The sequence below is a fragment of the Citrobacter portucalensis genome (assembly GCF_023374935.1).
Taxonomy (GTDB): domain Bacteria; phylum Pseudomonadota; class Gammaproteobacteria; order Enterobacterales; family Enterobacteriaceae; genus Citrobacter; species Citrobacter portucalensis.
The window spans coordinates 4,959,386-4,983,766 of record NZ_CP092466.1 but is presented as its reverse complement, the minus strand read 5'-3'; the positions used below and the strand labels follow the sequence as shown (position 1 = coordinate 4,983,766).

General features: G+C 51.7%; 18 protein-coding genes, 2 tRNA genes, 3 rRNA genes and 1 pseudogene. 18 read left to right on the top strand and 6 right to left on the bottom strand.

The window, feature by feature from the left end; genetic code table 11:
* Positions 1–75: 75 nt before the first annotated feature.
* Both fadA and fadB read right to left on the bottom strand, forming a co-directional pair.
* On the bottom strand, positions 76–1,239 hold the full coding sequence (gene fadA, locus LY264_RS24015) for an acetyl-CoA C-acyltransferase FadA (protein ID WP_003828895.1): 1,164 nt from the start codon (positions 1,237–1,239) through the stop codon (positions 76–78).
* A gap of 9 nt (positions 1,240–1,248) precedes the next feature.
* Entirely contained in the window at positions 1,249–3,438 is a 2,190-nt protein-coding gene (fadB, locus tag LY264_RS24010; RefSeq protein WP_048227533.1) for a fatty acid oxidation complex subunit alpha FadB, read from the bottom strand.
* Positions 3,439–3,625: 187 nt separating this feature from the next.
* Between fadB and pepQ the strand changes: the two genes are divergently transcribed.
* The 9 genes from pepQ (at position 3,626) to rrf (ending at position 13,191) form a co-directional block, all read left to right on the top strand.
* Positions 3,626–4,957 carry a Xaa-Pro dipeptidase gene (gene pepQ, locus LY264_RS24005; protein WP_032950648.1) on the top strand — a complete coding sequence of 444 codons (1,332 nt, stop codon included), beginning with the start codon at positions 3,626–3,628 and terminating at the stop codon, positions 4,955–4,957.
* The gene (locus LY264_RS24000; protein ID WP_003017851.1) at positions 4,957–5,571 is read left to right on the top strand and encodes an IMPACT family protein; all 615 of its coding nucleotides are present in this window, start codon (positions 4,957–4,959) and stop codon (positions 5,569–5,571) included. The genes pepQ and LY264_RS24000 overlap by 1 nt, the downstream gene beginning before the upstream one ends.
* 38 nt (positions 5,572–5,609) lie before the next feature.
* Complete coding sequence (gene trkH, locus LY264_RS23995; protein ID WP_003017848.1) at positions 5,610–7,061, top strand: Trk system potassium transporter TrkH; 1,452 nt, start codon at positions 5,610–5,612, stop codon at positions 7,059–7,061.
* Positions 7,062–7,072: 11 nt separating this feature from the next.
* Positions 7,073–7,618 carry a menaquinone-dependent protoporphyrinogen IX dehydrogenase gene (gene hemG, locus LY264_RS23990; RefSeq protein ID WP_032945724.1) on the top strand — a complete coding sequence of 182 codons (546 nt, stop codon included), beginning with the start codon at positions 7,073–7,075 and terminating at the stop codon, positions 7,616–7,618.
* Positions 7,619–7,996: 378 nt separating this feature from the next.
* A 16S ribosomal RNA gene (locus LY264_RS23985) occupies positions 7,997–9,538 on the top strand.
* A 71-nt stretch (positions 9,539–9,609) separates the two neighbouring features.
* Positions 9,610–9,686 (top strand) — tRNA-Ile (locus LY264_RS23980).
* Between the two features lie 105 nt (positions 9,687–9,791).
* A tRNA-Ala gene (locus LY264_RS23975) sits at positions 9,792–9,867 on the top strand.
* A 209-nt stretch (positions 9,868–10,076) separates the two neighbouring features.
* Positions 10,077–12,983: ribosomal RNA gene (locus tag LY264_RS23970) — 23S ribosomal RNA — on the top strand.
* Between the two features lie 92 nt (positions 12,984–13,075).
* Positions 13,076–13,191 (top strand): 5S ribosomal RNA (gene rrf / locus LY264_RS23965).
* The 16S, 23S and 5S rRNA genes sit together here with 2 tRNA genes alongside, the layout of an rRNA operon.
* A gap of 299 nt (positions 13,192–13,490) precedes the next feature.
* Here rrf and mobB read toward each other — a convergent pair.
* Together mobB and mobA are read right to left on the bottom strand one after the other, a co-directional pair.
* The gene (mobB, locus tag LY264_RS23960; RefSeq protein WP_048227535.1) at positions 13,491–13,994 is read right to left on the bottom strand and encodes a molybdopterin-guanine dinucleotide biosynthesis protein MobB; all 504 of its coding nucleotides are present in this window, start codon (positions 13,992–13,994) and stop codon (positions 13,491–13,493) included.
* Positions 13,991–14,518: a molybdenum cofactor guanylyltransferase MobA gene (mobA, locus tag LY264_RS23955; protein ID WP_240949892.1), complete on the bottom strand. Its 528-nt coding sequence runs from the start codon at positions 14,516–14,518 to the stop codon at positions 13,991–13,993. The genes mobB and mobA overlap by 4 nt, the downstream gene beginning before the upstream one ends.
* A 126-nt stretch (positions 14,519–14,644) precedes the next feature.
* Between mobA and LY264_RS23950 the strand changes: the two genes are divergently transcribed.
* The 3 genes from LY264_RS23950 to dsbA all read left to right on the top strand — a co-directional run bounded on the left by LY264_RS23950 (position 14,645) and on the right by dsbA (position 16,617).
* Positions 14,645–14,914, top strand: coding sequence for a YihD family protein (locus tag LY264_RS23950; protein ID WP_003028616.1), 270 nt, complete (start codon positions 14,645–14,647; stop codon positions 14,912–14,914).
* Positions 14,915–14,990: 76 nt separating this feature from the next.
* A complete protein-coding gene (locus LY264_RS23945) occupies positions 14,991–15,977 on the top strand; it encodes a serine/threonine protein kinase (RefSeq protein WP_048215210.1) in 987 nt (328 codons plus the stop codon).
* A 16-nt stretch (positions 15,978–15,993) separates the two neighbouring features.
* On the top strand, positions 15,994–16,617 hold the full coding sequence (dsbA, locus tag LY264_RS23940; protein WP_003028621.1) for a thiol:disulfide interchange protein DsbA: 624 nt from the start codon (positions 15,994–15,996) through the stop codon (positions 16,615–16,617).
* A 13-nt stretch (positions 16,618–16,630) separates the two neighbouring features.
* Here the strand turns inward: dsbA and LY264_RS23935 are convergent, their stop codons facing one another.
* A complete protein-coding gene (locus LY264_RS23935) occupies positions 16,631–17,485 on the bottom strand; it encodes an acyltransferase (protein ID WP_249418579.1) in 855 nt (284 codons plus the stop codon).
* Here LY264_RS23935 and LY264_RS23930 point away from each other — a divergent pair.
* The 3 genes from LY264_RS23930 to spfP all read left to right on the top strand — a co-directional run bounded on the left by LY264_RS23930 (position 17,379) and on the right by spfP (position 20,930).
* Positions 17,379–17,714: a hypothetical protein gene (locus LY264_RS23930; protein WP_230320052.1), complete on the top strand. Its 336-nt coding sequence runs from the start codon at positions 17,379–17,381 to the stop codon at positions 17,712–17,714. The two genes, LY264_RS23935 and LY264_RS23930, sit on opposite strands and share 107 nt — an antisense overlap.
* A gap of 215 nt (positions 17,715–17,929) precedes the next feature.
* Complete coding sequence (gene polA / locus LY264_RS23925; RefSeq protein WP_048227538.1) at positions 17,930–20,716, top strand: DNA polymerase I; 2,787 nt, start codon at positions 17,930–17,932, stop codon at positions 20,714–20,716.
* Positions 20,717–20,882: 166 nt separating this feature from the next.
* A complete protein-coding gene (spfP, locus tag LY264_RS26080) occupies positions 20,883–20,930 on the top strand; it encodes a small protein SpfP (protein WP_071892919.1) in 48 nt (15 codons plus the stop codon).
* 119 nt (positions 20,931–21,049) lie between these two features.
* Here the strand turns inward: spfP and yihA are convergent, their stop codons facing one another.
* Positions 21,050–21,682, bottom strand: coding sequence for a ribosome biogenesis GTP-binding protein YihA/YsxC (gene yihA / locus LY264_RS23920; protein WP_071692609.1), 633 nt, complete (start codon positions 21,680–21,682; stop codon positions 21,050–21,052).
* Positions 21,683–21,891: 209 nt separating this feature from the next.
* On the opposite strand from yihA, the pseudogene LY264_RS23915 reads away from it, so the two are divergent.
* The 3 genes and pseudogenes from LY264_RS23915 to hemN all read left to right on the top strand — a co-directional run bounded on the left by LY264_RS23915 (position 21,892) and on the right by hemN (position 24,318).
* A pseudogene (locus LY264_RS23915) lies at positions 21,892–22,077 on the top strand (hypothetical protein).
* A 169-nt stretch (positions 22,078–22,246) separates the two neighbouring features.
* A complete protein-coding gene (gene yihI, locus LY264_RS23910; protein WP_003028627.1) occupies positions 22,247–22,756 on the top strand; it encodes a Der GTPase-activating protein YihI in 510 nt (169 codons plus the stop codon).
* A gap of 188 nt (positions 22,757–22,944) precedes the next feature.
* Positions 22,945–24,318: an oxygen-independent coproporphyrinogen III oxidase gene (gene hemN / locus LY264_RS23905; RefSeq protein WP_048227539.1), complete on the top strand. Its 1,374-nt coding sequence runs from the start codon at positions 22,945–22,947 to the stop codon at positions 24,316–24,318.
* Positions 24,319–24,381 lie beyond the last annotated feature (63 nt).

The window sequence follows — 24,381 nt, the reverse complement described above, 5'->3', positions numbered from 1 at the left end:
GTATCAGCGTCGCCATCCGGCATAGTCGCCGGGGGCGCTTCGCTTGCCCGGCCTACAATAAGTCACATGCTTTGATTAAACTCGCTCAAATACCGTCGCGATGCCCTGGCCTAACCCGATACACATCGTCGCCAGGCCAAACTGTACGTCTTTGCGTTCCATCAGATTGAGCAGGGTGGTGCTGATACGCGCCCCAGAGCAACCCAACGGATGGCCCAAAGCGATCGCCCCGCCGTTGAGGTTGATCTTCTCATCGATCTGCTCCATCAGCCCCAGATCTTTAATGCACGGCAGGATCTGAGCGGCAAAGGCTTCGTTCATCTCAAACAAACCGATATCGCTGGTGGAGAGTCCCGCTTTTTTCAGCGCCAGTTTTGAGGCCGGAACCGGACCATAACCCATAATTGAAGGGTCGCAACCAACAACAGCCATCGAACGAATACGGGCACGCGGCGTCAGACCCAGCTCACGGGCGCGGCTTTCGCTCATGACCAGCATCGCCGCTGCGCCGTCGGAGAGCGCGGAGGAGGTACCGGCAGTAACCGTTCCGCTAACCGGATCGAACGCCGGGCGCAGGGTGGAGAGCGCTTCAACGGTTGTCTCAGGACGGATAACCTCATCGTAGTTAAACTGCTTCAGTACGCCGTCGGCATCATGGCCGCCGGTCGGGATGATTTCGTTTTTAAATGCGCCAGACTGTGTTGCAGCCCAGGCGCGAGCATGTGAACGCGCGGCGAAGGCGTCCTGCATTTCACGGCTGATGCCGTGCATACGAGAGAGCATTTCCGCGGTCAGACCCATCATTCCCGCGGCTTTTGCCACGTTGCGGCTCATGCCCGGGTGGAAATCAACGCCGTGACTCATTGGCACATGGCCCATATGCTCCACGCCGCCAATCAGGCACGCCTGAGCATCGCCGGTCATGATCATGCGTGCCGCATCGTGCAGCGCCTGCATGGACGAACCGCACAGGCGGTTGACCGTGACGGCTGGAACGGAGTGCGGAACTTCCGCCAGCAGCGCGGCGTTACGGGCGATGTTGAAACCCTGCTCCAGCGTTTGCTGCACACAGCCCCAGTAAATATCATCAAGCGCGGATGGCTCCAGCGCAGGATTTCGCGCCAGCAGGCTACGCATTAAGTGTGCGGAGAGATCTTCTGCCCGCACGTTACGAAACGCGCCCCCTTTCGAACGGCCCATCGGGGTACGGATCGCATCAACAATTACAACCTGTTCCATTGTGACTCCTTAAGCCGTTTTCAGGCTGCCAACCGGGCGGGCAGGCTCAACCTGGGGATAATACGGTTCGTTATGGCGCGCCTTATCACGCAGACCAGCCGGAACTTCATACAGTGCTCCGAGGTGCTGATACTGCTGGGCCATATCGAGATACTTCGCGCTGCCGAGCGTATCCAACCAGCGGAACGCGCCACCATGGAACGGAGGGAAGCCCAGGCCATAAACCAGCGCCATATCGGCTTCTGCCGGGCTGGCGATAATGCCTTCTTCCAGACAACGCACCACTTCGTTGACCATTGGGATCATCATGCGAGCAATAATCTCTTCATCACTGAAGTCGCGTTTCGGCTGGCTGACTTCTGCCAGTAGATCGTCAACGGTGGCATCCTCTTCTTTCTTCGGCTTGCCCTTGTTGTCTTCTTTATAACGCCAGAATCCAAGACCGTTTTTCTGTCCGAAACGGTTCGCATCAAACAGGGCGTCTATCGCGTCGCGATAATCTTTCTGCATACGCTGAGGGAAGCCTGCGGACATCACTGCCTGCGCGTGATGTGCGGTATCAATTCCCACCACGTCCAGCAGATAAGCCGGGCCCATCGGCCAGCCAAACTGTTTTTCCATGACTTTGTCGATTTTGCGGAAATCCGCCCCATCGCGCAGCAGCTGGCTGAAACCGGCAAAATACGGGAACAGCACGCGGTTCACGAAGAAACCAGGGCAGTCGTTGACCACAATTGGGGTTTTGCCCATCTGGCTTGCCCAGGCGACAACTTTGGCGATGGTTTCATCCGAGCTTTTCTCGCCGCGAATGATCTCAACCAGTGGCATGCGGTGTACTGGGTTAAAGAAGTGCATCCCACAGAAGTTTTCCGGGCGCTTGAGCGCGCTGGCCAGCTCGTTGATTGGGATGGTGGAGGTATTTGAAGCCAGTACGGTGTCCGGGCGTACCTGATCTTCGGTTTCTGCCAGTACCGCTTTTTTCACTTTCGGGTTTTCCACGACAGCTTCAACCACCACGTCCACACGCTCAAAACCGCTATAGTCGAGGGTTGGATGAATAGTGGAAATCACGCCCGCCATTTTCAGACCGTCAATTTTGCCGCGCCCAAGCTGTTTGTTCAGCAGCTTGGCCGCTTCGGTCATGCCCAGCGTTAATGATTTGTCATTGATATCTTTCATGACAACCGGCACGCCTTTCCAGGCTGACTGGTAAGCGATGCCGCCGCCCATAATGCCCGCGCCCAGCACCGCAGCTTGCTTCGGTGCTTCAATATTTTTGGTGAGTTTTTTGGCTTTGGCTTTGACGAACTGATCGTTAAGGAAGATCCCAACCAGCGCGCGAGCTTCACTGGTGTGCGCCAGTGGAACAAAGCTTTTATTTTCCAGATTCAGCGCTTCTTCACGGCCAAAACGGGCCGCTGCTTCAATGGTTTTTACCGCGGTAATCGGCGCGGGATAATGCTTCCCTGCCGTCTGTGCCACCATGCCTTTAGCGATGGTAAAGCTCATAGCCGCTTCAATTTTGCTGAGTTTCAACGGCTCCAGCTTCGGCTGACGTTTGGCCTTCCAGTCGAGGTCGCCGTTAATCGCCTGACGTAATACCGCTATCGCGCCATCAAGCAGTTTGTCTTGCTTCACTACGCCATCGACCAGGCCGATTTTTAGCGCCTGCTCGGCACCAACATCCTTACCTGCCGCAATAATTTCCAGCGCGCTGTCCGCACCCAGCATACGTGGCATACGCACAGAGCCGCCAAAGCCCGGCATAATGCCCAGCTTGGTTTCCGGCAGGCCAATGCGCAGGTCCGGCGTTGCCAGACGATAATCGGTTGCCAGAACACACTCGCAGCCGCCACCCAGCGCGTAGCCGTTTACCGCTGAAAGGGTCGGAACAGGCAGATCTTCGAGGCGATTAAAGACGCTGTTGGCAAAATGCAGCCACTGGCTCAGTTGTTCTTCAGGCACGAGGAACAGTGAAAGGAATTCGGTGATATCGGCACCAACAATAAAGGCTGCTTTGTTAGAACGCAGCAGCAGTCCTTTTAAATTCGGTTGTTTTTCCAGCACATCAAGCGCATGGCCCAGGCTGGCAACGGTGGCCGTGTCGAGTTTATTGACCGAACCAGGGGCATCGAACACCAGTTCGGCGATGCCATCTTCCAGCCAGTCGAGGTACAGGGTGTCGCCTTTGTAAAGCATGTCAGTCTCCTGAATCCGCAAGGTGATCTGGTCATACCAGATGAATCGAGTGTGTGTTTTATGTTAATAAAATGCAAACAAATGATTAAAGAAATGACGATTCGATCACGCTCGGCAGAAATCACGCACTCACAAAGCGATGTGCTAAGATGCGGAGACTTGAGGTCAAAAAACAGAAGGATAGAAAATGGAATCGCTGGCCGCACTCTATAAAAATCATATCGTTACCTTACAGGAACGGACGCGCGACGCGCTGGAACGCTTCAAACTGGATGCGTTACTTATTCACTCTGGCGAACTTGTTAACGTCTTTCTCGACGATCATCCATATCCGTTTAAGGTCAATCCACAATTTAAAGCCTGGGTGCCTGTAACGCAGGTTCCTAACTGCTGGTTGCTGGTGGATGGCGTGAACAAGCCGAAACTGTGGTTCTACCTGCCGGTCGATTACTGGCACAACGTTGAGCCGCTGCCGACCTCCTTCTGGACGGAAGAAATTGAGATCATCGCGCTGCCAAAAGCGGATGGTATCGGTAGCCAACTGCCTGCTGCTCGCGGCAATATCGGTTACATCGGCCCGGTTCCGGAACGTGCGCTGCAACTGGACATCGCGGCCAGCAACATCAACCCGAAAGGGGTGATCGACTACCTGCATTATTACCGCGCCTATAAAACGGATTACGAACTGGCCTGTATGCGCGAAGCGCAGAAAATGGCGGTAAATGGACACCGTGCCGCAGAAGAAGCGTTCCGTTCCGGAATGAGCGAGTTTGACATCAACCTCGCTTACCTGACTGCCACCGGTCACCGCGACACAGACGTGCCATATAGCAACATCGTGGCGCTTAACGAGCATGCTTCGGTTCTTCATTACACCAAGCTGGATCATCAGGCACCGTCTGAAATCCGCAGCTTCCTGCTCGATGCTGGTGCGGAATACAACGGTTATGCGGCAGATCTGACGCGTACCTGGTCGGCGAAAAGCGACAATGACTATGCGCATCTGGTGAAAGACGTTAACGACGAAGAGCTGGCGCTGATTGCCACCATGAAAGCAGGCACCAGCTACGTGGATTATCACATTCAGTTCCATCAGCGCATCGCGAAGCTGCTGCGTAAGCATCAAATCATCACCGATATGAGTGAAGAGGCGATGGTGGAAAACGATCTTACCGGGCCGTTTATGCCGCACGGTATCGGTCACCCGCTGGGTCTGCAGGTACATGATGTCGCTGGCTTTATGCAGGACGACAGCGGTACTCATCTGGCCGCGCCGTCGAAGTATCCTTACCTGCGTTGCACCCGCGTACTGCAACCAGGCATGGTTCTGACCATCGAACCGGGCATTTACTTCATTGAATCTCTGTTGGCACCATGGCGTGAAGGACAGTTCAGCAAGCACTTCAACTGGCAGAAAATTGAAGCACTGAAACCGTTCGGCGGTATTCGTATTGAAGACAACGTGGTGGTCCACGAAAACAATATCGAAAACATGACGCGGGATTTGAAACTGGCGTAATGGACAGTTGGTTAATCCCTGCGGCGCCGGTTAGCGTCGTCGAAGAGATCAAAAAAAGCCGCTTCATTACGCTGCTCGCCCATACGGACGGCGTAGAAGCGGCAAAAGCGTTTGTTGAGTCAGTCAAAGCGGAACACCCGGACGCCCGACACCATTGTGTGGCGTGGGTGGCGGGTGCGCCCAATGACTCGCAGCAGCTGGGATTTTCAGACGATGGCGAACCGGCGGGTACGGCAGGTAAACCGATGCTCGCGCAGCTGATGGGGAGCGGCGTCGGTGAGATTACCGCTGTAGTCGTGCGCTACTACGGCGGTATCCTTCTCGGTACTGGAGGGTTGGTAAAAGCCTACGGTGGCGGTGTGAATCAGGCGTTGCGCCAGTTAACGACACAGCGCAAGACGCCATTAACCGAATATACTTTGCAGTGTGAGTACGGTCAGCTGGCAGGCATTGAAGCCTTGCTGGGGCAGTTTGACGGTAAAGTCGTTGCCAGTGATTACCAGGCTTTTGTTCGGCTCAGGGTGGCGCTTCCTTTTGCCAAAGTGGATGAGTTTTCGGCAAAACTGGCGGATTTTAGTCGTGGTTCATTGCAATTGTTAGCGATTGAAGAATAATCCCCACCTCATTTTAAAGAACTAAGGAAGCGGCAGAGATGCATTTTCGCGCCATCACCCGAATCGTTGGACTACTGGTCATCTTATTCTCGGGGACAATGATTATCCCCGGACTGGTAGCGCTCATCTACCGCGATGGGGCTGGGCGTGCATTCACCCAAACTTTCTTCGTTGCTCTGGCGATCGGCTCCATGCTGTGGTGGCCAAACCGTAAAGAGAAGGGTGAGCTGAAATCGCGTGAAGGATTTCTGATTGTCGTTTTGTTCTGGACCGTTCTGGGCAGTGTGGGTGCGCTACCGTTCATCTTTGCTGAAAGCCCTAACCTGACGATAACCGACGCTTTTTTTGAATCCTTTTCCGGATTAACCACTACAGGTGCGACGACGCTGGTGGGGCTGGATTCATTGCCACACGCGATTCTCTTTTATCGCCAGATGCTGCAATGGTTCGGTGGGATGGGGATCATCGTGCTGGCGGTGGCTATCCTGCCTATTCTTGGTGTTGGTGGGATGCAGCTCTATCGTGCAGAAATGCCGGGGCCGCTGAAAGATAATAAAATGCGCCCGCGTATTGCCGAAACGGCGAAAACGCTGTGGCTAATCTATGTATTACTGACGGTGGCGTGCGCGCTGGCGCTATGGTTTGCCGGGATGCCCGCGTTTGACGCCATTGGGCACAGTTTTGCCACAATCGCCATCGGTGGTTTTTCCACACACGATGCCAGCGTGGGGTATTTCGACAGTCCCACGATTAACACCATCATTGCTATCTTCTTGCTGATCTCCGGTTGTAACTATGGTCTGCACTTCTCTTTATTAAGTGGGCGTAGTCTGAAGGTCTACTGGCGGGATCCGGAATTCCGCATGTTTATCGGCGTGCAGTTGACGCTGGTGGCAGTCTGTACGCTAGTGCTATGGATACACAATACCTATGGCTCGGCGCTCACAACGATCAACCAGGCCTTTTTCCAGGTGGTATCGATGGCGACGACCGCCGGATTTACCACGGACAGTATTGCCCGCTGGCCCCTGTTCCTGCCAGTGCTGTTGCTGTGTTCTGCTTTTATCGGCGGTTGTGCCGGGTCGACGGGCGGTGGCTTGAAGGTGATTCGTATCCTGCTGCTGTTTAAGCAGGGTAACCGCGAATTGAAACGACTGGTCCATCCGAATGCGGTTTACAGTATCAAACTGGGTAACCGTGCGTTGCCGGAGCGAATTCTTGAAGCCGTATGGGGATTCTTCTCTGCCTATGCGCTGGTCTTTATTATCAGTATGCTGGCGATTATTGCGACCGGTGTTGATGACTTCTCCGCGTTTGCCTCTGTTGTGGCAACGTTGAATAACCTGGGGCCTGGACTGGGGGTTGTCGCCGACAACTTTGCCAGTATGAACCCTGTGGCGAAGTGGATCCTGATTGCCAATATGCTGTTTGGTCGTCTGGAGGTCTTTACTCTGCTGGTGCTCTTTACCCCTACCTTCTGGCGTGAATAATGGAGTAACACGTGAAAACACTGATTCTTTTTTCTTCCCGGGACGGACAAACGCGTGAAATCGCTGAGTATCTGGCTTCTGAACTCAAAGAGCTGGGCGTTTGGGCAGATGTTGTTAATTTGCATCGTACCGCGGAGCCGGACTGGCAAAATTATGACAGCGTGGTAATTGGCGCCTCGATTCGCTACGGTCATTACCATGCTGCTTTTCAGGAGTTTGTGAAAAAGCATGCCACACGGCTGAATTCGATGCCGAGCGCGTTCTACTCCGTAAACCTGGTTGCCCGTAAACCGGAGAAACGTACGCCGCAAACCAACAGCTATGCGCGTAAGTTCTTGATGAGTTCGCCGTGGCGACCAGACCACAGCGCAGTCATTGCGGGTGCTTTGCTGTATCCACGCTATCGCTGGTATGACCGCGTTATGATCCAACTGATAATGAAGATGTCAGGCGGTGAAACGGATACGAATAAAGAAGTGGTATATACCGATTGGGAACAGGTTGCGAGATTCGCGCGAGAAATAGCCCAATTAACCAACAAAGCGTTGTTAAAATAAGCGCAAAGAATAAAAAATACGCACTCGGAAGATTATTTTAAATTTCCCCTTGTCAGCCTGAAATAACTCCCTATAATGCGCCTCCACTGACACGGAACAACGGATTACAAGCCGCCGGGTCAGCGGGGTTCCACTGAGAACTCCGGCGAAGAAAGCGAAATTAAATGCTTGACTTCGTAGCGGGATGGCGTAATATGCACACCCCGCGCCGCTGAGAAAAAGCGAAGCGGCACTGCTCTTTAACAATTTATCAGACAATCTGTGTGGGCACTCGAAGATACGGATTCTTAACGTCGCAAGACGAAAAATGAATACCAAGTCTCAACGAGTGAACACGTAATTCATTACGAAGTTTAATTCATTGAGCATCAAACTTTTAAATTGAAGAGTTTGATCATGGCTCAGATTGAACGCTGGCGGCAGGCCTAACACATGCAAGTCGAACGGTAGCACAGAGGAGCTTGCTCCTTGGGTGACGAGTGGCGGACGGGTGAGTAATGTCTGGGAAACTGCCCGATGGAGGGGGATAACTACTGGAAACGGTAGCTAATACCGCATAACGTCGCAAGACCAAAGAGGGGGACCTTCGGGCCTCTTGCCATCGGATGTGCCCAGATGGGATTAGCTAGTAGGTGGGGTAACGGCTCACCTAGGCGACGATCCCTAGCTGGTCTGAGAGGATGACCAGCCACACTGGAACTGAGACACGGTCCAGACTCCTACGGGAGGCAGCAGTGGGGAATATTGCACAATGGGCGCAAGCCTGATGCAGCCATGCCGCGTGTATGAAGAAGGCCTTCGGGTTGTAAAGTACTTTCAGCGAGGAGGAAGGTGTTGTGGTTAATAACCGCAGCAATTGACGTTACTCGCAGAAGAAGCACCGGCTAACTCCGTGCCAGCAGCCGCGGTAATACGGAGGGTGCAAGCGTTAATCGGAATTACTGGGCGTAAAGCGCACGCAGGCGGTCTGTCAAGTCGGATGTGAAATCCCCGGGCTCAACCTGGGAACTGCATCCGAAACTGGCAGGCTAGAGTCTTGTAGAGGGGGGTAGAATTCCAGGTGTAGCGGTGAAATGCGTAGAGATCTGGAGGAATACCGGTGGCGAAGGCGGCCCCCTGGACAAAGACTGACGCTCAGGTGCGAAAGCGTGGGGAGCAAACAGGATTAGATACCCTGGTAGTCCACGCCGTAAACGATGTCGACTTGGAGGTTGTGCCCTTGAGGCGTGGCTTCCGGAGCTAACGCGTTAAGTCGACCGCCTGGGGAGTACGGCCGCAAGGTTAAAACTCAAATGAATTGACGGGGGCCCGCACAAGCGGTGGAGCATGTGGTTTAATTCGATGCAACGCGAAGAACCTTACCTACTCTTGACATCCAGAGAACTTAGCAGAGATGCTTTGGTGCCTTCGGGAACTCTGAGACAGGTGCTGCATGGCTGTCGTCAGCTCGTGTTGTGAAATGTTGGGTTAAGTCCCGCAACGAGCGCAACCCTTATCCTTTGTTGCCAGCGATTCGGTCGGGAACTCAAAGGAGACTGCCAGTGATAAACTGGAGGAAGGTGGGGATGACGTCAAGTCATCATGGCCCTTACGAGTAGGGCTACACACGTGCTACAATGGCATATACAAAGAGAAGCGACCTCGCGAGAGCAAGCGGACCTCATAAAGTATGTCGTAGTCCGGATTGGAGTCTGCAACTCGACTCCATGAAGTCGGAATCGCTAGTAATCGTGGATCAGAATGCCACGGTGAATACGTTCCCGGGCCTTGTACACACCGCCCGTCACACCATGGGAGTGGGTTGCAAAAGAAGTAGGTAGCTTAACCTTCGGGAGGGCGCTTACCACTTTGTGATTCATGACTGGGGTGAAGTCGTAACAAGGTAACCGTAGGGGAACCTGCGGTTGGATCACCTCCTTACCTTAAAGAACCTGCCTTTGTAGTGCTCACACAGATTGTCTGATGAAAATTAGCAGTAAGAAAATCTCTGCAGGCTTGTAGCTCAGGTGGTTAGAGCGCACCCCTGATAAGGGTGAGGTCGGTGGTTCAAGTCCACTCAGGCCTACCAAATTCTTTCTGATACCGCGTTGTGAAACGACTCGCATACTTCAGTATGCTTCGCCGCTCCACGCCTTGTCTCAGCAAGAATTAAGGTGAATGAGATAACTACGATGGGGCTATAGCTCAGCTGGGAGAGCGCCTGCCTTGCACGCAGGAGGTCTGCGGTTCGATCCCGCATAGCTCCACCATCCCTTACTGCAAAAACACAAGAAAACTTCAGAGTGTACCTGAAAAGGTTCACTGCGAAGTTTTGCTCTTTAAAAATCTGGATCAAGCTGAAAATTGAAACGACACACTGTTTCATTTCTCCGTAATAAGAAATGAAAAGCGGTGTGTTCGAGTCTCTCAAATTTTTGCAAGTCGATGATGAATCGAAAGAAACATCTTCGGGTTGTGAGGTTAAGCGACTAAGCGTACACGGTGGATGCCCTGGCAGTCAGAGGCGATGAAGGACGTGCTAATCTGCGATAAGCGTCGGTAAGGTGATATGAACCGTTATAACCGGCGATTTCCGAATGGGGAAACCCAGTGTGATTCGTCACACTATCATTACGTGAATACATAGCGTAATGAAGCGAACCGGGGGAACTGAAACATCTAAGTACCCCGAGGAAAAGAAATCAACCGAGATTCCCCCAGTAGCGGCGAGCGAACGGGGAGCAGCCCAGAGTCTGAATCAGCATGTGTGTTAGTGGAAGCGTCTGGAAAGTCGCACGATACAGGGTGAAAGTCCCGTACACAAAAGTGCATGTGTTGTGAACTCGAAGAGTAGGGCGGGACACGTGGTATCCTGTCTGAATATGGGGGGACCATCCTCCAAGGCTAAATACTCCTGACTGACCGATAGTGAACCAGTACCGTGAGGGAAAGGCGAAAAGAACCCCGGCGAGGGGAGTGAAAAAGAACCTGAAACCGTGTACGTACAAGCAGTGGGAGCACCCTTTGGGGTGTGACTGCGTACCTTTTGTATAATGGGTCAGCGACTTATATTCTGTAGCAAGGTTAACCGAATAGGGGAGCCGAAGGGAAACCGAGTCTTAACTGGGCGTTAAGTTGCAGGGTATAGACCCGAAACCCGGTGATCTAGCCATGGGCAGGTTGAAGGTTGGGTAACACTAACTGGAGGACCGAACCGACTAATGTTGAAAAATTAGCGGATGACTTGTGGCTGGGGGTGAAAGGCCAATCAAACCGGGAGATAGCTGGTTCTCCCCGAAAGCTATTTAGGTAGCGCCTCGTGAACTCATCTTCGGGGGTAGAGCACTGTTTCGGCTAGGGGGTCATCCCGACTTACCAACCCGATGCAAACTGCGAATACCGAAGAATGTTATCACGGGAGACACACGGCGGGTGCTAACGTCCGTCGTGAAGAGGGAAACAACCCAGACCGCCAGCTAAGGTCCCAAAGTCATGGTTAAGTGGGAAACGATGTGGGAAGGCACAGACAGCCAGGATGTTGGCTTAGAAGCAGCCATCATTTAAAGAAAGCGTAATAGCTCACTGGTCGAGTCGGCCTGCGCGGAAGATGTAACGGGGCTAAACCATGCACCGAAGCTGCGGCAGCGACACTATGTGTTGTTGGGTAGGGGAGCGTTCTGTAAGCCGTTGAAGGTGTGTCGTGAGGCATGCTGGAGGTATCAGAAGTGCGAATGCTGACATAAGTAACGATAATGCGGGTGAAAAACCCGCACGCCGGAAGACCAAGGGTTCCTGTCCAACGTTAATCGGGGCAGGGTGAGTCGACCCCTAAGGCGAGGCCGAAAGGCGTAGTCGATGGGAAACAGGTTAATATTCCTGTACTTGGTGTTACTGCGAAGGGGGGACGGAGAAGGCTATGTTAGCCGGGCGACGGTTGTCCCGGTTTAAGCATGTAGGCGGAGGTTCCAGGTAAATCCGGTACCTTTTAACGCTGAGGTGTGATGACGAGGCACTACGGTGCTGAAGTAACAAATGCCCTGCTTCCAGGAAAAGCCTCTAAGCATCAGGTAACACGAAATCGTACCCCAAACCGACACAGGTGGTCAGGTAGAGAATACCAAGGCGCTTGAGAGAACTCGGGTGAAGGAACTAGGCAAAATGGTGCCGTAACTTCGGGAGAAGGCACGCTGATATGTAGGTGAAGTGATTTACTCATGGAGCTGAAATCAGTCGAAGATACCAGCTGGCTGCAACTGTTTATTAAAAACACAGCACTGTGCAAACACGAAAGTGGACGTATACGGTGTGACGCCTGCCCGGTGCCGGAAGGTTAATTGATGGGGTTATCCGTAAGGAGAAGCTCTTGATCGAAGCCCCGGTAAACGGCGGCCGTAACTATAACGGTCCTAAGGTAGCGAAATTCCTTGTCGGGTAAGTTCCGACCTGCACGAATGGCGTAATGATGGCCAGGCTGTCTCCACCCGAGACTCAGTGAAATTGAACTCGCTGTGAAGATGCAGTGTACCCGCGGCAAGACGGAAAGACCCCGTGAACCTTTACTATAGCTTGACACTGAACACTGGTCCTTGATGTGTAGGATAGGTGGGAGGCTTTGAAGTGTGGACGCCAGTCTGCATGGAGCCATCCTTGAAATACCACCCTTTAATGGCTGGTGTTCTAACGTAGACCCGTAATCCGGGTTGCGGACAGTGTCTGGTGGGTAGTTTGACTGGGGCGGTCTCCTCCTAAAGAGTAACGGAGGAGCACGAAGGTTAGCTAATCCTGGTCGGACATCAGGAGGTTAGTGCAAAGGCATAAGCTAGCTTGACTGCGAGAGTGACGGCTCGAGCAGGTGCGAAAGCAGGTCTTAGTGATCCGGTGGTTCTGAATGGAAGGGCCATCGCTCAACGGATAAAAGGTACTCCGGGGATAACAGGCTGATACCGCCCAAGAGTTCATATCGACGGCGGTGTTTGGCACCTCGATGTCGGCTCATCACATCCTGGGGCTGAAGTAGGTCCCAAGGGTATGGCTGTTCGCCATTTAAAGTGGTACGCGAGCTGGGTTTAGAACGTCGTGAGACAGTTCGGTCCCTATCTGCCGTGGGCGCTGGAGAATTGAGGGGGGCTGCTCCTAGTACGAGAGGACCGGAGTGGACGCATCACTGGTGTTCGGGTTGTCATGCCAATGGCATTGCCCGGTAGCTAAATGCGGAAGAGATAAGTGCTGAAAGCATCTAAGCACGAAACTTGCCCCGAGATGAGTTCTCCCTGACCCTTTAAGGGTCCTGAAGGAACGTTGAAGACGACGACGTTGATAGGTCGGGTGTGTAAGTGTAGCGATACATTGAGCTAACCGATACTAATGAACCGTGAGGCTTAACCTTACAACGCCGAAGATGTTTTGGCGAAAGAGAGATATTTTCAGCCTGATACAGATAACATCGACATGCAAAAGCGTGTTGATAGACAGAATTTGCCTGGCGGCTGTAGCGCGGTGGTCCCACCTGACCCCATGCCGAACTCAGAAGTGAAACGCCGTAGCGCCGATGGTAGTGTGGGGTCTCCCCATGCGAGAGTAGGGAACTGCCAGGCATCAAATAAAAGCGAAAGGCTCAGTCGAAAGACTGGGCCTTTTGTTTTATCTGTTGTCTGTCGGTGAGCGCTCTCCTGCCCAGGACAAATCCGCCGGGAGCGGATTTGAACGTTGCGCAGCAACGGCCCGGAGGGTGGCGGGCAGGACGCCCGCCATAAACTGCCAGGCATTAATTAAAGTGAAGAAGCCCATCCTGACGGATGGGCTTTTTTGCGTCTGTGTGGAATGAAAACCGCGGACTGAACGTATTTTGTAGGCCTGATAAGCGCAGCGCATCAGGCACATCATAACAACACGGTTACCATCTTATCCATTGCGTAACAAAATCAGCAAGTTGCTGTATGTCGTTGATATCTAACAATGGAACATCTACCGCCAGCGGAACATCACTGGCAACTGCGATAACATATTCGTCTATCGCCAATTCTTCAGGACTATGCCCGCAACCGTCGCGAAAAAGCACGATCTTAGCGACAGGTTCATGCTTAAACCCTTCAACCAGCACCAGGTCCAACGTTGCTGCATCCATCCGGCTTACCAGATACGCTAAATCCAGTTCGGGCTCTTCCGGTGTTTCTACCATTAATGCCCAACGTTGCTGGCTGGCGACCAGCGTTTGTGCTGCACCGGCTTTACGCAGTTCATAGCTATCTTTACCGGGCTTGTCGACATCCATATTGTGATGAGTATGTTTAATCAATCCGGGACGTATACCTCTGACACGTAGCTCCGGGATCAACTTTTTGAGCAGCGTGGTTTTTCCCGTGCCGCTCCATGCCGCAATGGCGAGTAATGGGATCATGATTTATCCTGCCATTTTGCAAGCTCTTCGGGGGTGTTCACGTTTACGAACGCATCTTTATGATCGCTGAAATCGACAGCATGGCCGCCAGCCAGACGCATAAAGACCATGACACGTCGTTCACCGGACTGAAGATAATCCTGCAGCAAAGGCTGCATCGAGCGGTGCATCAACGCAATGGTTGGGTGATCTCTTTCCCCATCATGCACCCAGACAACCGGTGCAGCTTTGCGCTGTTCTTTTAAACGAGCGACCAGATTGTGAGGAATATAGGGCATATCGCACGGGCAAAACAGAAACCACTCCCCCGTTTGCTGCAGGAATACCGATAGCATCCCGGCCAGTGGGCCAGGGAAATCGGCCAAGGAATCGGGAATAACTTTCAGGCCGCTTTGCTGGTATATATCCCGGTGGCGATTGGCATTAACCACCACGGTTTCGACCTGCAAAGCGAGAATGTCGGCCACATGCCGCCAAAGAGGTTTACCGTCCAGTTCAAGCAGACCTTTATCGGTTCCACCCATCCGTCTGGCCTTACCGCCAGCCAGCACAACCCCTGTTATTGCACTATCCAGAATCACTGATATCGCCTCTTTTAATGTGGGATTGACCCTGCTAACGTATCTGTATTGAGCCTAAGGAGCACAACCATGAAATGTAAACGTCTGAATGAAGTTATTGAACTCCTCCAGCCTGCCTGGCAGAAGGAACCCGATCTTAACCTGATGCAATTTTTGCAGAAACTGGCGCAAGAGTCAGGTTTTGACGGCGAACTGGCGGATTTAACTGATGACATTCTGATCTATCACCTGAAAATGCGAGACTCAGCGAAGGATGCTGTCATCCCAGGTATTCAGAAAGATTATGAAGAAGATTTTAAAACCGCACTACTCCGCGCTCGTGGTGTAATTAAAGAGTAAAAGCTTGTAATCGCCGCCACCGAAAGCGCTGCGAAATGATATCCTGAATCATTCGTAGTATTTTCCGGATGATGGGATGAACGACAACGCTTTTAATTTCCAGACGCTACACCCGGATACCATCATGGATGCACTGTTTGAGCAGGGGATCCGGGTGGATTCCGGGCTTACCCCTCTTAACAGCTATGAAAACCGTGTCTATCAATTCCAGGACGAAGACCGTCGACGCTTTGTCGTTAAGTTTTATCGCCCTGAACGTTGGTCTGTCGATCAGATCCAGGAAGAGCACCAGTTTGCTCTGGAACTGGTAAGCGATGAAGTCCCGGTAGCTGCGCCGTTGGTACTGAACGGCCAAACGCTGTTAAGCCATCAGGGTTTCCATTATGCGATCTTCCCCAGCGTCGGTGGACGACAGTTTGAAGCCGACAACATCGATCAGATGGAGGCGGTGGGGCGCTATCTCGGGCGTATGCACCAGACCGGATGCAAGCGTACTTTTACCTTCCGACCGACGATTGGCCTTGAAGAATACCTGACTGAGCCGCGTAAAGTTTTTGAACACGCACAGCTTATCCCATCAGGGCAAAAAGCGGCTTTCCTGAAGGCAACGGATGCGCTTATCGCGGTGGTTACCGAACGCTGGCATACTCGTTTTACTACGTTACGCCTGCACGGTGATTGTCATGCCGGTAATATTCTGTGGCGCGATGGCCCGATGTTTGTCGATTTAGATGATGCCCGCAATGGTCCGGCTATTCAGGATTTATGGATGCTCCTCAATGGTGATAAAGCTGAACAACGCATGCAGCTAGAAACCATTATCGAGGCTTATGAAGAGTTTAGTGAGTTCGACATCTCTGAAATCGGACTGATAGAACCTTTACGCGCTATGCGTTTAGTTTATTATCTTGCCTGGCTGATTCGACGTTGGGCTGACCCTGCGTTCCCAAAAAACTTCCCGTGGTTAACCGGGGAAGATTACTGGCATCGTCAGACCGCGACCTTTATTGAGCAGGCAAAAATTCTGCAAGAGCCCCCCTTACAATTAACGCCAATGTATTAATCGGAGAAACTTGAACATGAAAAAAATATGGCTGGCGCTGGCTGGTATGGTCTTAGCTTTTAGCGCATCTGCAGCGCAGTTCCAGGATGGTAAACAATACATCACCCTGGAGAAGCCTGTTGCGGGTGAACCGCAAGTGTTGGAGTTCTTCTCCTTCTACTGCCCGCACTGCTACCAGTTTGAAGAAGTGCTTCATGTATCTGATAACGTGAAGAAAAAACTGCCTGAAGGCACCAAGATGACCAAATACCACGTCGAGTTTCTCGGGCCGTTGGGCAAAGATCTGACGCAGGCATGGGCGGTTGCTATGGCGCTGGGTGTTGAAGATCAGGTTACTGTTCCGCTGTTTGAAGGCGTTCAGAAAACGCAGACCGTTCAGTCTGTTGCTGACATCCGTAAAGTGTTTGTCGATGCGGGTATTAAAGGCGAAGACTATGATGCGGCATGGAACAGCTTCGTAGTGAAATCTCTCGTGGCACAGCAGGAAAAAGCAGCGGCTGATTTACAGCTGCAGGGCGTTCCGGCGATGTTCGTGAATGGCAAATATCAGGTCAACCCGCAGGGCATGGATACCAGCAGCATGGATATCTTTGTACAACAGTATGCGGATACCGTGAAATACCTGGTCGGTCAGAAGTAAAAGTAAAAGCCGGTCACTGACCGGCTTTTTTATTTGCGGCTTTAATCGCGTCGAGCTGCGCGTCTTTCTCACTCCACAGCGTATTCAACCACAGCTGAAAGCGGCGCTTGAATACCTTATCGTTCACGTAATCACCGTGTAACTCTTCATGGATTGGCTCCAGATTCACCCGCACGACAATCCTCGTTAGCTTACCGCTCAGCATGTCGTAGAAAGGCCGACTGCTGTTTTCCGGATAGCATAACGTGACGTTCAACATTTTATCGAACTGTGACCCCAGTACGTTTAATGCCATCGCAATACCTGCCGCCTTGGGTGGGAGCAGGTTTTGATAGGGTGAGCGGGTTTGCTCACGTTTATCTTTGGTAAAGCGCGAACCTTCGACAAAATTCACAATGGTTGTCGGGTGTACGCGAAACTTCTCGCAGGAACGACGGGTTGTTTCGACATCTTTACCACGGCGTTCCGGATGGCGAAGCAGATAGCCACGTGAATAGCGTTTCATAAACGGCATATCCAGCGCCCAGCAAGCCAGGCCAATAAAGGGCACCCAGGCCAGCTGTTGCTTGAGGAAATATTTATTCATCGGGATGTGCTTACGGAACAGAACGCAAAGCACAACGATATCGGCCCAGCTGTAATGATTACAAATGAGCAGATACCAGTTTTTCTTGCTAAGACCTTCCAGTCCTTCAACATCCCACTTCAGCCGTGGATTAAGGTGCAGCAGTAGCGCAAGACCTTCACACCAGCAGTACATCATGAAATTACAGAAGACAGAAACCTTGCGCCAGACGACAGGAATGGGCAAAAGGAGTTTCACAACCCCGGCAAGGATGATCGGCACAGAACAAAAAATCGTGACCAATATGGTCAATACGATACTCAGCAACAGCGTTATCGCAGCGAGTATTCTCGTCATAATTAAATTATTCAAAAGGTTAGCCATAGACAGTGCGCGAAAGAGGCGCAAGGGGCTGATTTTATCAGAAAACGAACCAAATGATGGATCTTCCCTGAATAGAAAAAAAGAGAATATCTATCCACATCAGGATATAAGCTGTAAAAATGGAATAAAATGCCGTGAGTTTATTTAACCAATTGAAATTGTTGTATAAATAAAATGGAGCATTAATTGCCTTGCTATATTTAAAGAGCTGAAAATTATTTATTCACAAAGTTATCCACAGCTGTCTTTGCGAGCAAAGCAGAAGATCTGCAAAAGTTTTTCGACAAATGCGGCGAAAAACTCATGTTTTCATCCTGTCTGTGGCATCCTTTACCCATAATCTGATAAACAGGCACGGACATTATGGTTCAGATCCCAGAAAACCCACTTATCCTTGTAGATGGCTCATCTTACCTGTATCGCGCATACCACGCGTTCCCACCGCTGACTAACAGCGCAGGAGAACCTACGGGCGCGATGTACGGTGTCCTCAACATGCTGCGTAGCTTGATTCTGCAATATCAACCAACCCATGCAGCGGTGGTATTCGACGCCAAGGGTAAAACCTTCCGTGATGAATTATTCGAACATTATAAGTCTCACCGCCCACCGATGCCGGACGATCTGCGTGCGCAGATTGAACCTCTGCATGCGATGGTACAGGCGATGGGGTTGCCACTGTTGGCTGTTTCTGGCGTGGAGGCGGACGATGTTATCGGTACGCTGGCGCGGGAAGCAGAGAAGATCGGTCGCCCGGTGCTGATTAGCACCGGTGATAAAGATATGGCTCAGTTGGTGACGCCGAATATCACCCTTATCAACACCATGACCAATACGATCCTCGGCCCGGATGAAGTGGTGAATAAGTACGGCGTCCCGCCGGAACTGATCATCGATTTCCTGGCGCTGATGGGGGATTCCTCAGATAACATTCCTGGCGTTCCAGGCGTAGGCGAAAAAACCGCTCAGGCACTACTGCAGGGGCTGGGTGGGCTGGATACCCTCTATGCCGAATCAGACAAAATAGCGGGGCTGACCTTCCGTGGTGCGAAAACCATGGCAGGCAAACTTGAGCAGAACAAAGAGGTGGCGTACCTCTCTTATCAATTGGCTACCATCAAAACGGATGTTGAGCTGGAATTGACCTGTGAGCAGCTTGAAGTGCGTCAGCCCGCTGCAGAAGAACTGCTTGGCCTGTTTAAACAGTATGAATTTAAACGTTGGGTTACCGACGTTGAAGCGGGTAAATGGCTACAGGCGAAAGGGACGAAGCCGGCGGCAAAACCGCAAGAAACTATTGTCGTCGATGAAACGCCTGAGGAGCCGGCCACGGTTCTTTCGTATGAAAACTATGTGACGATTCTGGACGAAGCGACGCTGGAAGCGTGGATCGCTAAGCTGAAAAAAGCACCTGTCTTTGCCTTCGATACTGAAACTGACAGCCTGGACAACATTTCCGCGAATCTGGTTGGCCTGTCTTTTGCCATTGAACCGGGTGTGGCGGCGTATGTTCCTGTTGCCCACGATTACCTGGATGCCCCTGACCAGATCGCGCGCGACCGCGCGCTGGAGCTGCTGAAGCCGCTGCTGGAAGATGAGAACGCGCACAAAGTCGGGCAAAACCTGAAGTACGATCGCGGCATCCTGGCGAACTATGGCATCGAGCTGCGCGGCATCACCTTTGACACCATGCTCGAATCCTACATTCTTAACAGCGTCGCTGGACGACACGATATGGACAGCCTGTCGGACCGCTGGCTGAAACATAAAACCATCACCTTTGAAGAGATCGCCGGAAAAGGCAAAAACCAGCTGACCTTTAACCAGATAGCACTGGAAGAGGCTGGTCGTTACGCTGCGGAAGACGCCGACGTTACGCTACAGCTGCATCTGAAGATGTGGCCAGAATTGCAGCAGCATAAAGGGCCGTTGAACGTCTTTGAAAATATCGATATGCCGCTGGTGCCGGTTTTGTCTCGCGTTGAGCGCAACGGTGTGAAAATCGATCCGGCTGTTCTGCACAAGCATTCAGAAGAGCTGACGCTGCGTTTGAATGAGCTGGAGCAAAAAGCGCACGAGATCGCCGGAGAAGCGTTTAACCTCTCTTCCACTAAGCAACTGCAAACTATCCTGTTTGAAAAGCAGGGTATTAAGCCGTTGAAGAAAACCCCTGGCGGCGCGCCATCAACGTCGGAAGAGGTACTGGAAGAGCTCGCGCTGGATTACCCATTGCCGAAAGTGATCCTGGAATATCGTGGTTTAGCAAAACTGAAGTCGACCTATACGGATAAGCTTCCGTTGATGATTAACAAGAAAACCGGGCGCGTGCACACCTCCTACCATCAGGCGGTTACTGCCACCGGGCGCTTGTCTTCAACGGATCCAAACCTGCAAAACATCCCGGTACGTAATGACGAAGGACGTCGTATTCGTCAGGCGTTCATTGCGCCAGAAGACTACCTGATTGTCTCTGCGGACTACTCACAGATTGAACTGCGTATCATGGCGCACCTTTCACGTGATAAAGGTCTGCTTACCGCGTTTGCCGAAGGGAAAGACATTCACCGCGCAACGGCGGCAGAAGTCTTTGGTTTACCGCTTGATTCTGTGACCAGCGAGCAACGCCGCAGCGCTAAAGCCATTAACTTCGGTTTGATCTACGGGATGAGCGCCTTTGGTTTGGCACGCCAGTTGAATATTCCGCGCAAAGAAGCACAGAAGTACATGGATCTCTACTTCGAACGCTACCCTGGTGTGTTGGAATACATGGAACGCACCCGCGCGCAGGCGAAAGAGCAAGGCTATGTAGAAACGCTGGAAGGTCGCCGTCTCTATTTACCGGATATTAAATCCAGTAATGGTGCTCGTCGCGCTGGTGCTGAACGTGCGGCTATTAACGCCCCGATGCAGGGAACTGCCGCAGACATTATCAAACGAGCCATGATTGCCGTGGATGGATGGCTGCAAACCGAGCAACCGCGCGTGCGCATGATCATGCAGGTACACGATGAACTGGTGTTTGAAGTGCACAAAGATGATCTGGAAAGCGTCTCCAAAAAGATCCACCAACTGATGGAAAACGAGACTCAGATTGACGTGCCGTTGCTGGTGGAAGTCGGGAGTGGTGAAAACTGGGATCAGGCGCACTAAGGGTTTACTTAATAACGCGCCTTTTTCGTAACTAAGCAACATAAGAGAGAGCTTTTTGTGATGTCCATTAGAATTCCCTATGTAAGGAATGAAAAAAAATTACAAAAAGTGCTTTCTGAGCTGCTCAAAAAAGAGTAAAGTTATTCTCGTAGGGTACAGAGGTAAGATGTTCTATCTTTCAGACCTTTTACTTCACGTAATCGGATTTGGCTGAATATTTTAGCCGCCCCAGTCAGTAATGACTGGGGCGTTTTTTATTGTGCGAAAGAAAAGTTTTGCACATGCTGTAGGCCGGATAAGACGCGCAGCGGCGTCATCCGGCATATCGGTGGGTTATTCCCCTTCCTGCACCTCTTCAACCGGTGCCAGTTCACTAAACCAGCTATCCAGTTTTTGCCGCAGTTTGTCCACACCCAGTTTTTTCAGCGATGAAAATGCTTCTACCTGCACATCACCGTTAAATGCCAGTACGGCTTCACGTACCATATTCAGCTGCGCTTTGCGTGCACCGCTGGCCAGCTTATCTGCTTTAGTCAGCAGTACCAGAACCTGAACGTTGCTCTCAACTGCCCATAGGATCATCTGTTGATCGAGATCTTTTAACGGATGACGAATATCCATCAGCACTACCAGACCTTGCAGGCTCTGACGCTTTTCCAGATATTCAGCCAGCGCGCGCTGCCATTTACGCTTCATTTCTTCTGGAACTTCGGCATAACCGTATCCTGGCAAATCGACCAGGCGTTTGCCGTCAACGGCTTCAAACAGGTTGATGAGCTGAGTACGACCCGGCGTTTTAGATGTACGCGCCAGACCTTTTTGATTCGTCAGGGTATTTAGCGCACTGGATTTGCCTGCGTTGGAACGGCCAGCAAAAGCCACTTCGATACCGGTATCGGAAGGTAAGTGGCGAATATCAGGCGCACTCATCACAAAGTGCGTCTGTTGATAATTCAAGTTAGTCAAAGCAGTCCTCTCCATCAATCAGGGCTTTGCAGCGATTATACCTGAACCCCAGCAAAAGGCTGGTTTTTCGACGAGTGGGCTGTGTAAGTAAAAACCTCGCGCTTTGTGAGACATTGCCGACAGTTTCTATACGAGATGACAGAGTAAAAAATGACAGAACTAAAATAAATCATATGGTTACATTTGGGCGCTATTCTTAAAATCAGAAATTGTTACCCAGGTTACTTGTACGTTTAAACCAAAACGGTAAAGTAGCGTCCATAGCGAGGAAGCTGAAAGGATAGACGACTCAGGATGAGGGTCAGGAGCGCCAGGAGGCGAAGACACAGGATTGTCAGGAAGACAAACGTCCGGAGACGTTAGTAAAAGGAAATGGAAACAACACGGAATGTTAGAGGCTAAGGGAAAAACAGGGTGTGTTGATAGCCAACAGGGATTGTAGAGCCCGTAAGGGTTGAGAGTCAGGAAAAAAGGCGACAGATTACTCTGTCGCCTTTTTTCTTTATTTCTGCTAGATTCCGGCGCAATTATATACTGAATAAAAACAGCCAAAGACGAATCATGATGAAACCAACTTCTACACCACGCGGTAAAGGTCCTGCAAAAGCGCGTCGTAAAACACGCGAAGAAATTAACCAGGAAGCTCGCGACCGTAAGCGCCAGAAAAAACACCGTGGTCATGCGGCAGGTAGCCGTGCGTCCGGTAGCGAAGGCGCATCTGGTGGCGGAAACCAAAATAAGCAAAAAGATCCTCGTATTGGCAGCAAAACCCCCATTCCATTGGGCGTGACCGAAAAAGTCACCAAACAGCACAAACCGAAGAGTGAGAAACCTATGCTTTCACCACAGGCTGAGTTGGATTTACTGGAAACGGATGAGCGCCTGGATGCGCTGCTGGAGCGTCTTGAAGCAGGAGAAACCCTGAGCGCGGAAGATCAGTCCTGGGTTGATGCCAAGCTGGATCGCATCGATGAGCTGATGCAAAAGCTGGGTCTTTCTTACGATGACGAGGAAGAAGAGGAAGAAGAAGAAAAGCAGGAAGACATGATGCGCCTGCTGAAAGGCGGCAACTAACGGTTTTACACCGTGGGTCTTCCCGTCCTGCTTATAACCCTTCCGGTTATATGTTATCTGGTGTGGTTATTCGTTAAACTACAGCGGTTGTCGCGGCGACAGAAGTGGCTGCGCAACCGACTTATCACCCGTACTGGGGTTAAGTCGGTACGCCGTACCCGCCAGAGACGCCATCGGAAGGAGTGAGCATGTCAGAGCAGTTAATAGACTGGGACCTGGCCCTGATCCAGAAATATAACTATTCCGGGCCACGATATACCTCGTACCCGACCGCGCTGGAGTTTTCTGAAGACTACGGCACTGAGGCATTTCTAAAGGCCGTGGCGCGTTATCCTGAGCGTCCTCTCTCGCTGTACGTTCACATCCCGTTCTGCCACAAGCTGTGCTACTTCTGCGGCTGTAACAAGGTCGTGACTCGCCAGCAGCATAAAGCCGATCAATACCTCGATGTCTTAGAACAAGAAATTATTCATCGCGCACCGCTGTTCGCCGAACGCCATGTCAGTCAGTTGCACTGGGGCGGCGGCACGCCAACGTACCTGAATAAAGCGCAAATCAGCCGTTTGATGTCGCTGCTGCGTAGCAACTTTAACTTTAACGACGACGCTGAAATCTCGATCGAAGTGGATCCGCGTGAAATTGAGCTGGATGTGCTCGATCATTTACGTGCTGAAGGTTTTAACCGCCTGAGCATGGGGGTACAGGACTTCAACAAAGAAGTTCAGCGCCTGGTGAACCGTGAGCAGGATGAGGAGTTTATCTTTGCGCTGCTGAATCATGCGCGGGAGATTGGTTTTACCTCAACAAATATCGATCTGATTTATGGCCTGCCAAAACAGACGCCGGAAAGTTTTGCCTTTACCCTGAAACGCGTTGCTGAGCTGAATCCAGACCGACTGAGCGTCTTTAACTACGCGCACCTGCCAACGCTGTTTGCCGCTCAGCGCAAAATTAAAGATGCCGACCTGCCCAGCGCGCAGCAGAAGCTGGATATCCTGCAGGAAACCATCTCTTCACTGACCGAAACTGGCTATCAGTTCATTGGCATGGATCATTTTGCCCGCCCGGATGACGAATTGGCCATTGCACAACGCGAGGGTGTTCTGCATCGCAATTTCCAGGGCTATACCACCCAGGGTGATACCGATCTGCTGGGAATGGGCGTGTCAGCCATTAGTATGATTGGTGACAACTACGCGCAGAACCAGAAAGAGCTGAAGCGCTATTATCAGCAGGTAGACGAGCAGGGGAACGCGCTGTGGCGCGGAATCGCCCTGACCCGCGACGACTGCATTCGTCGGGATGTTATTAAGCTCCTGATCTGCAACTTCCGCCTCGACTATGCCGCTGTGGAACAGCAATGGGATCTGCACTTCGCTGACTATTTTGCCGAAGACCTGAAACTGCTGGCACCGCTGGCGAAGGATGGGCTGGTAGATGTCGATGAGAAGGGGATTCAGGTCACGCCGAAGGGCCGTCTGCTGATCCGTAATATTTGCATGTGCTTCGATGCGTATCTGCGCCAGAAAGCGCGGATGCAGCAATTCTCGCGGGTGATTTAACGCTTTACCGGGTGGCGCTTCGCTTACTGTGCCTACGAAAATCTCAATACGTAGGTCGGGTAA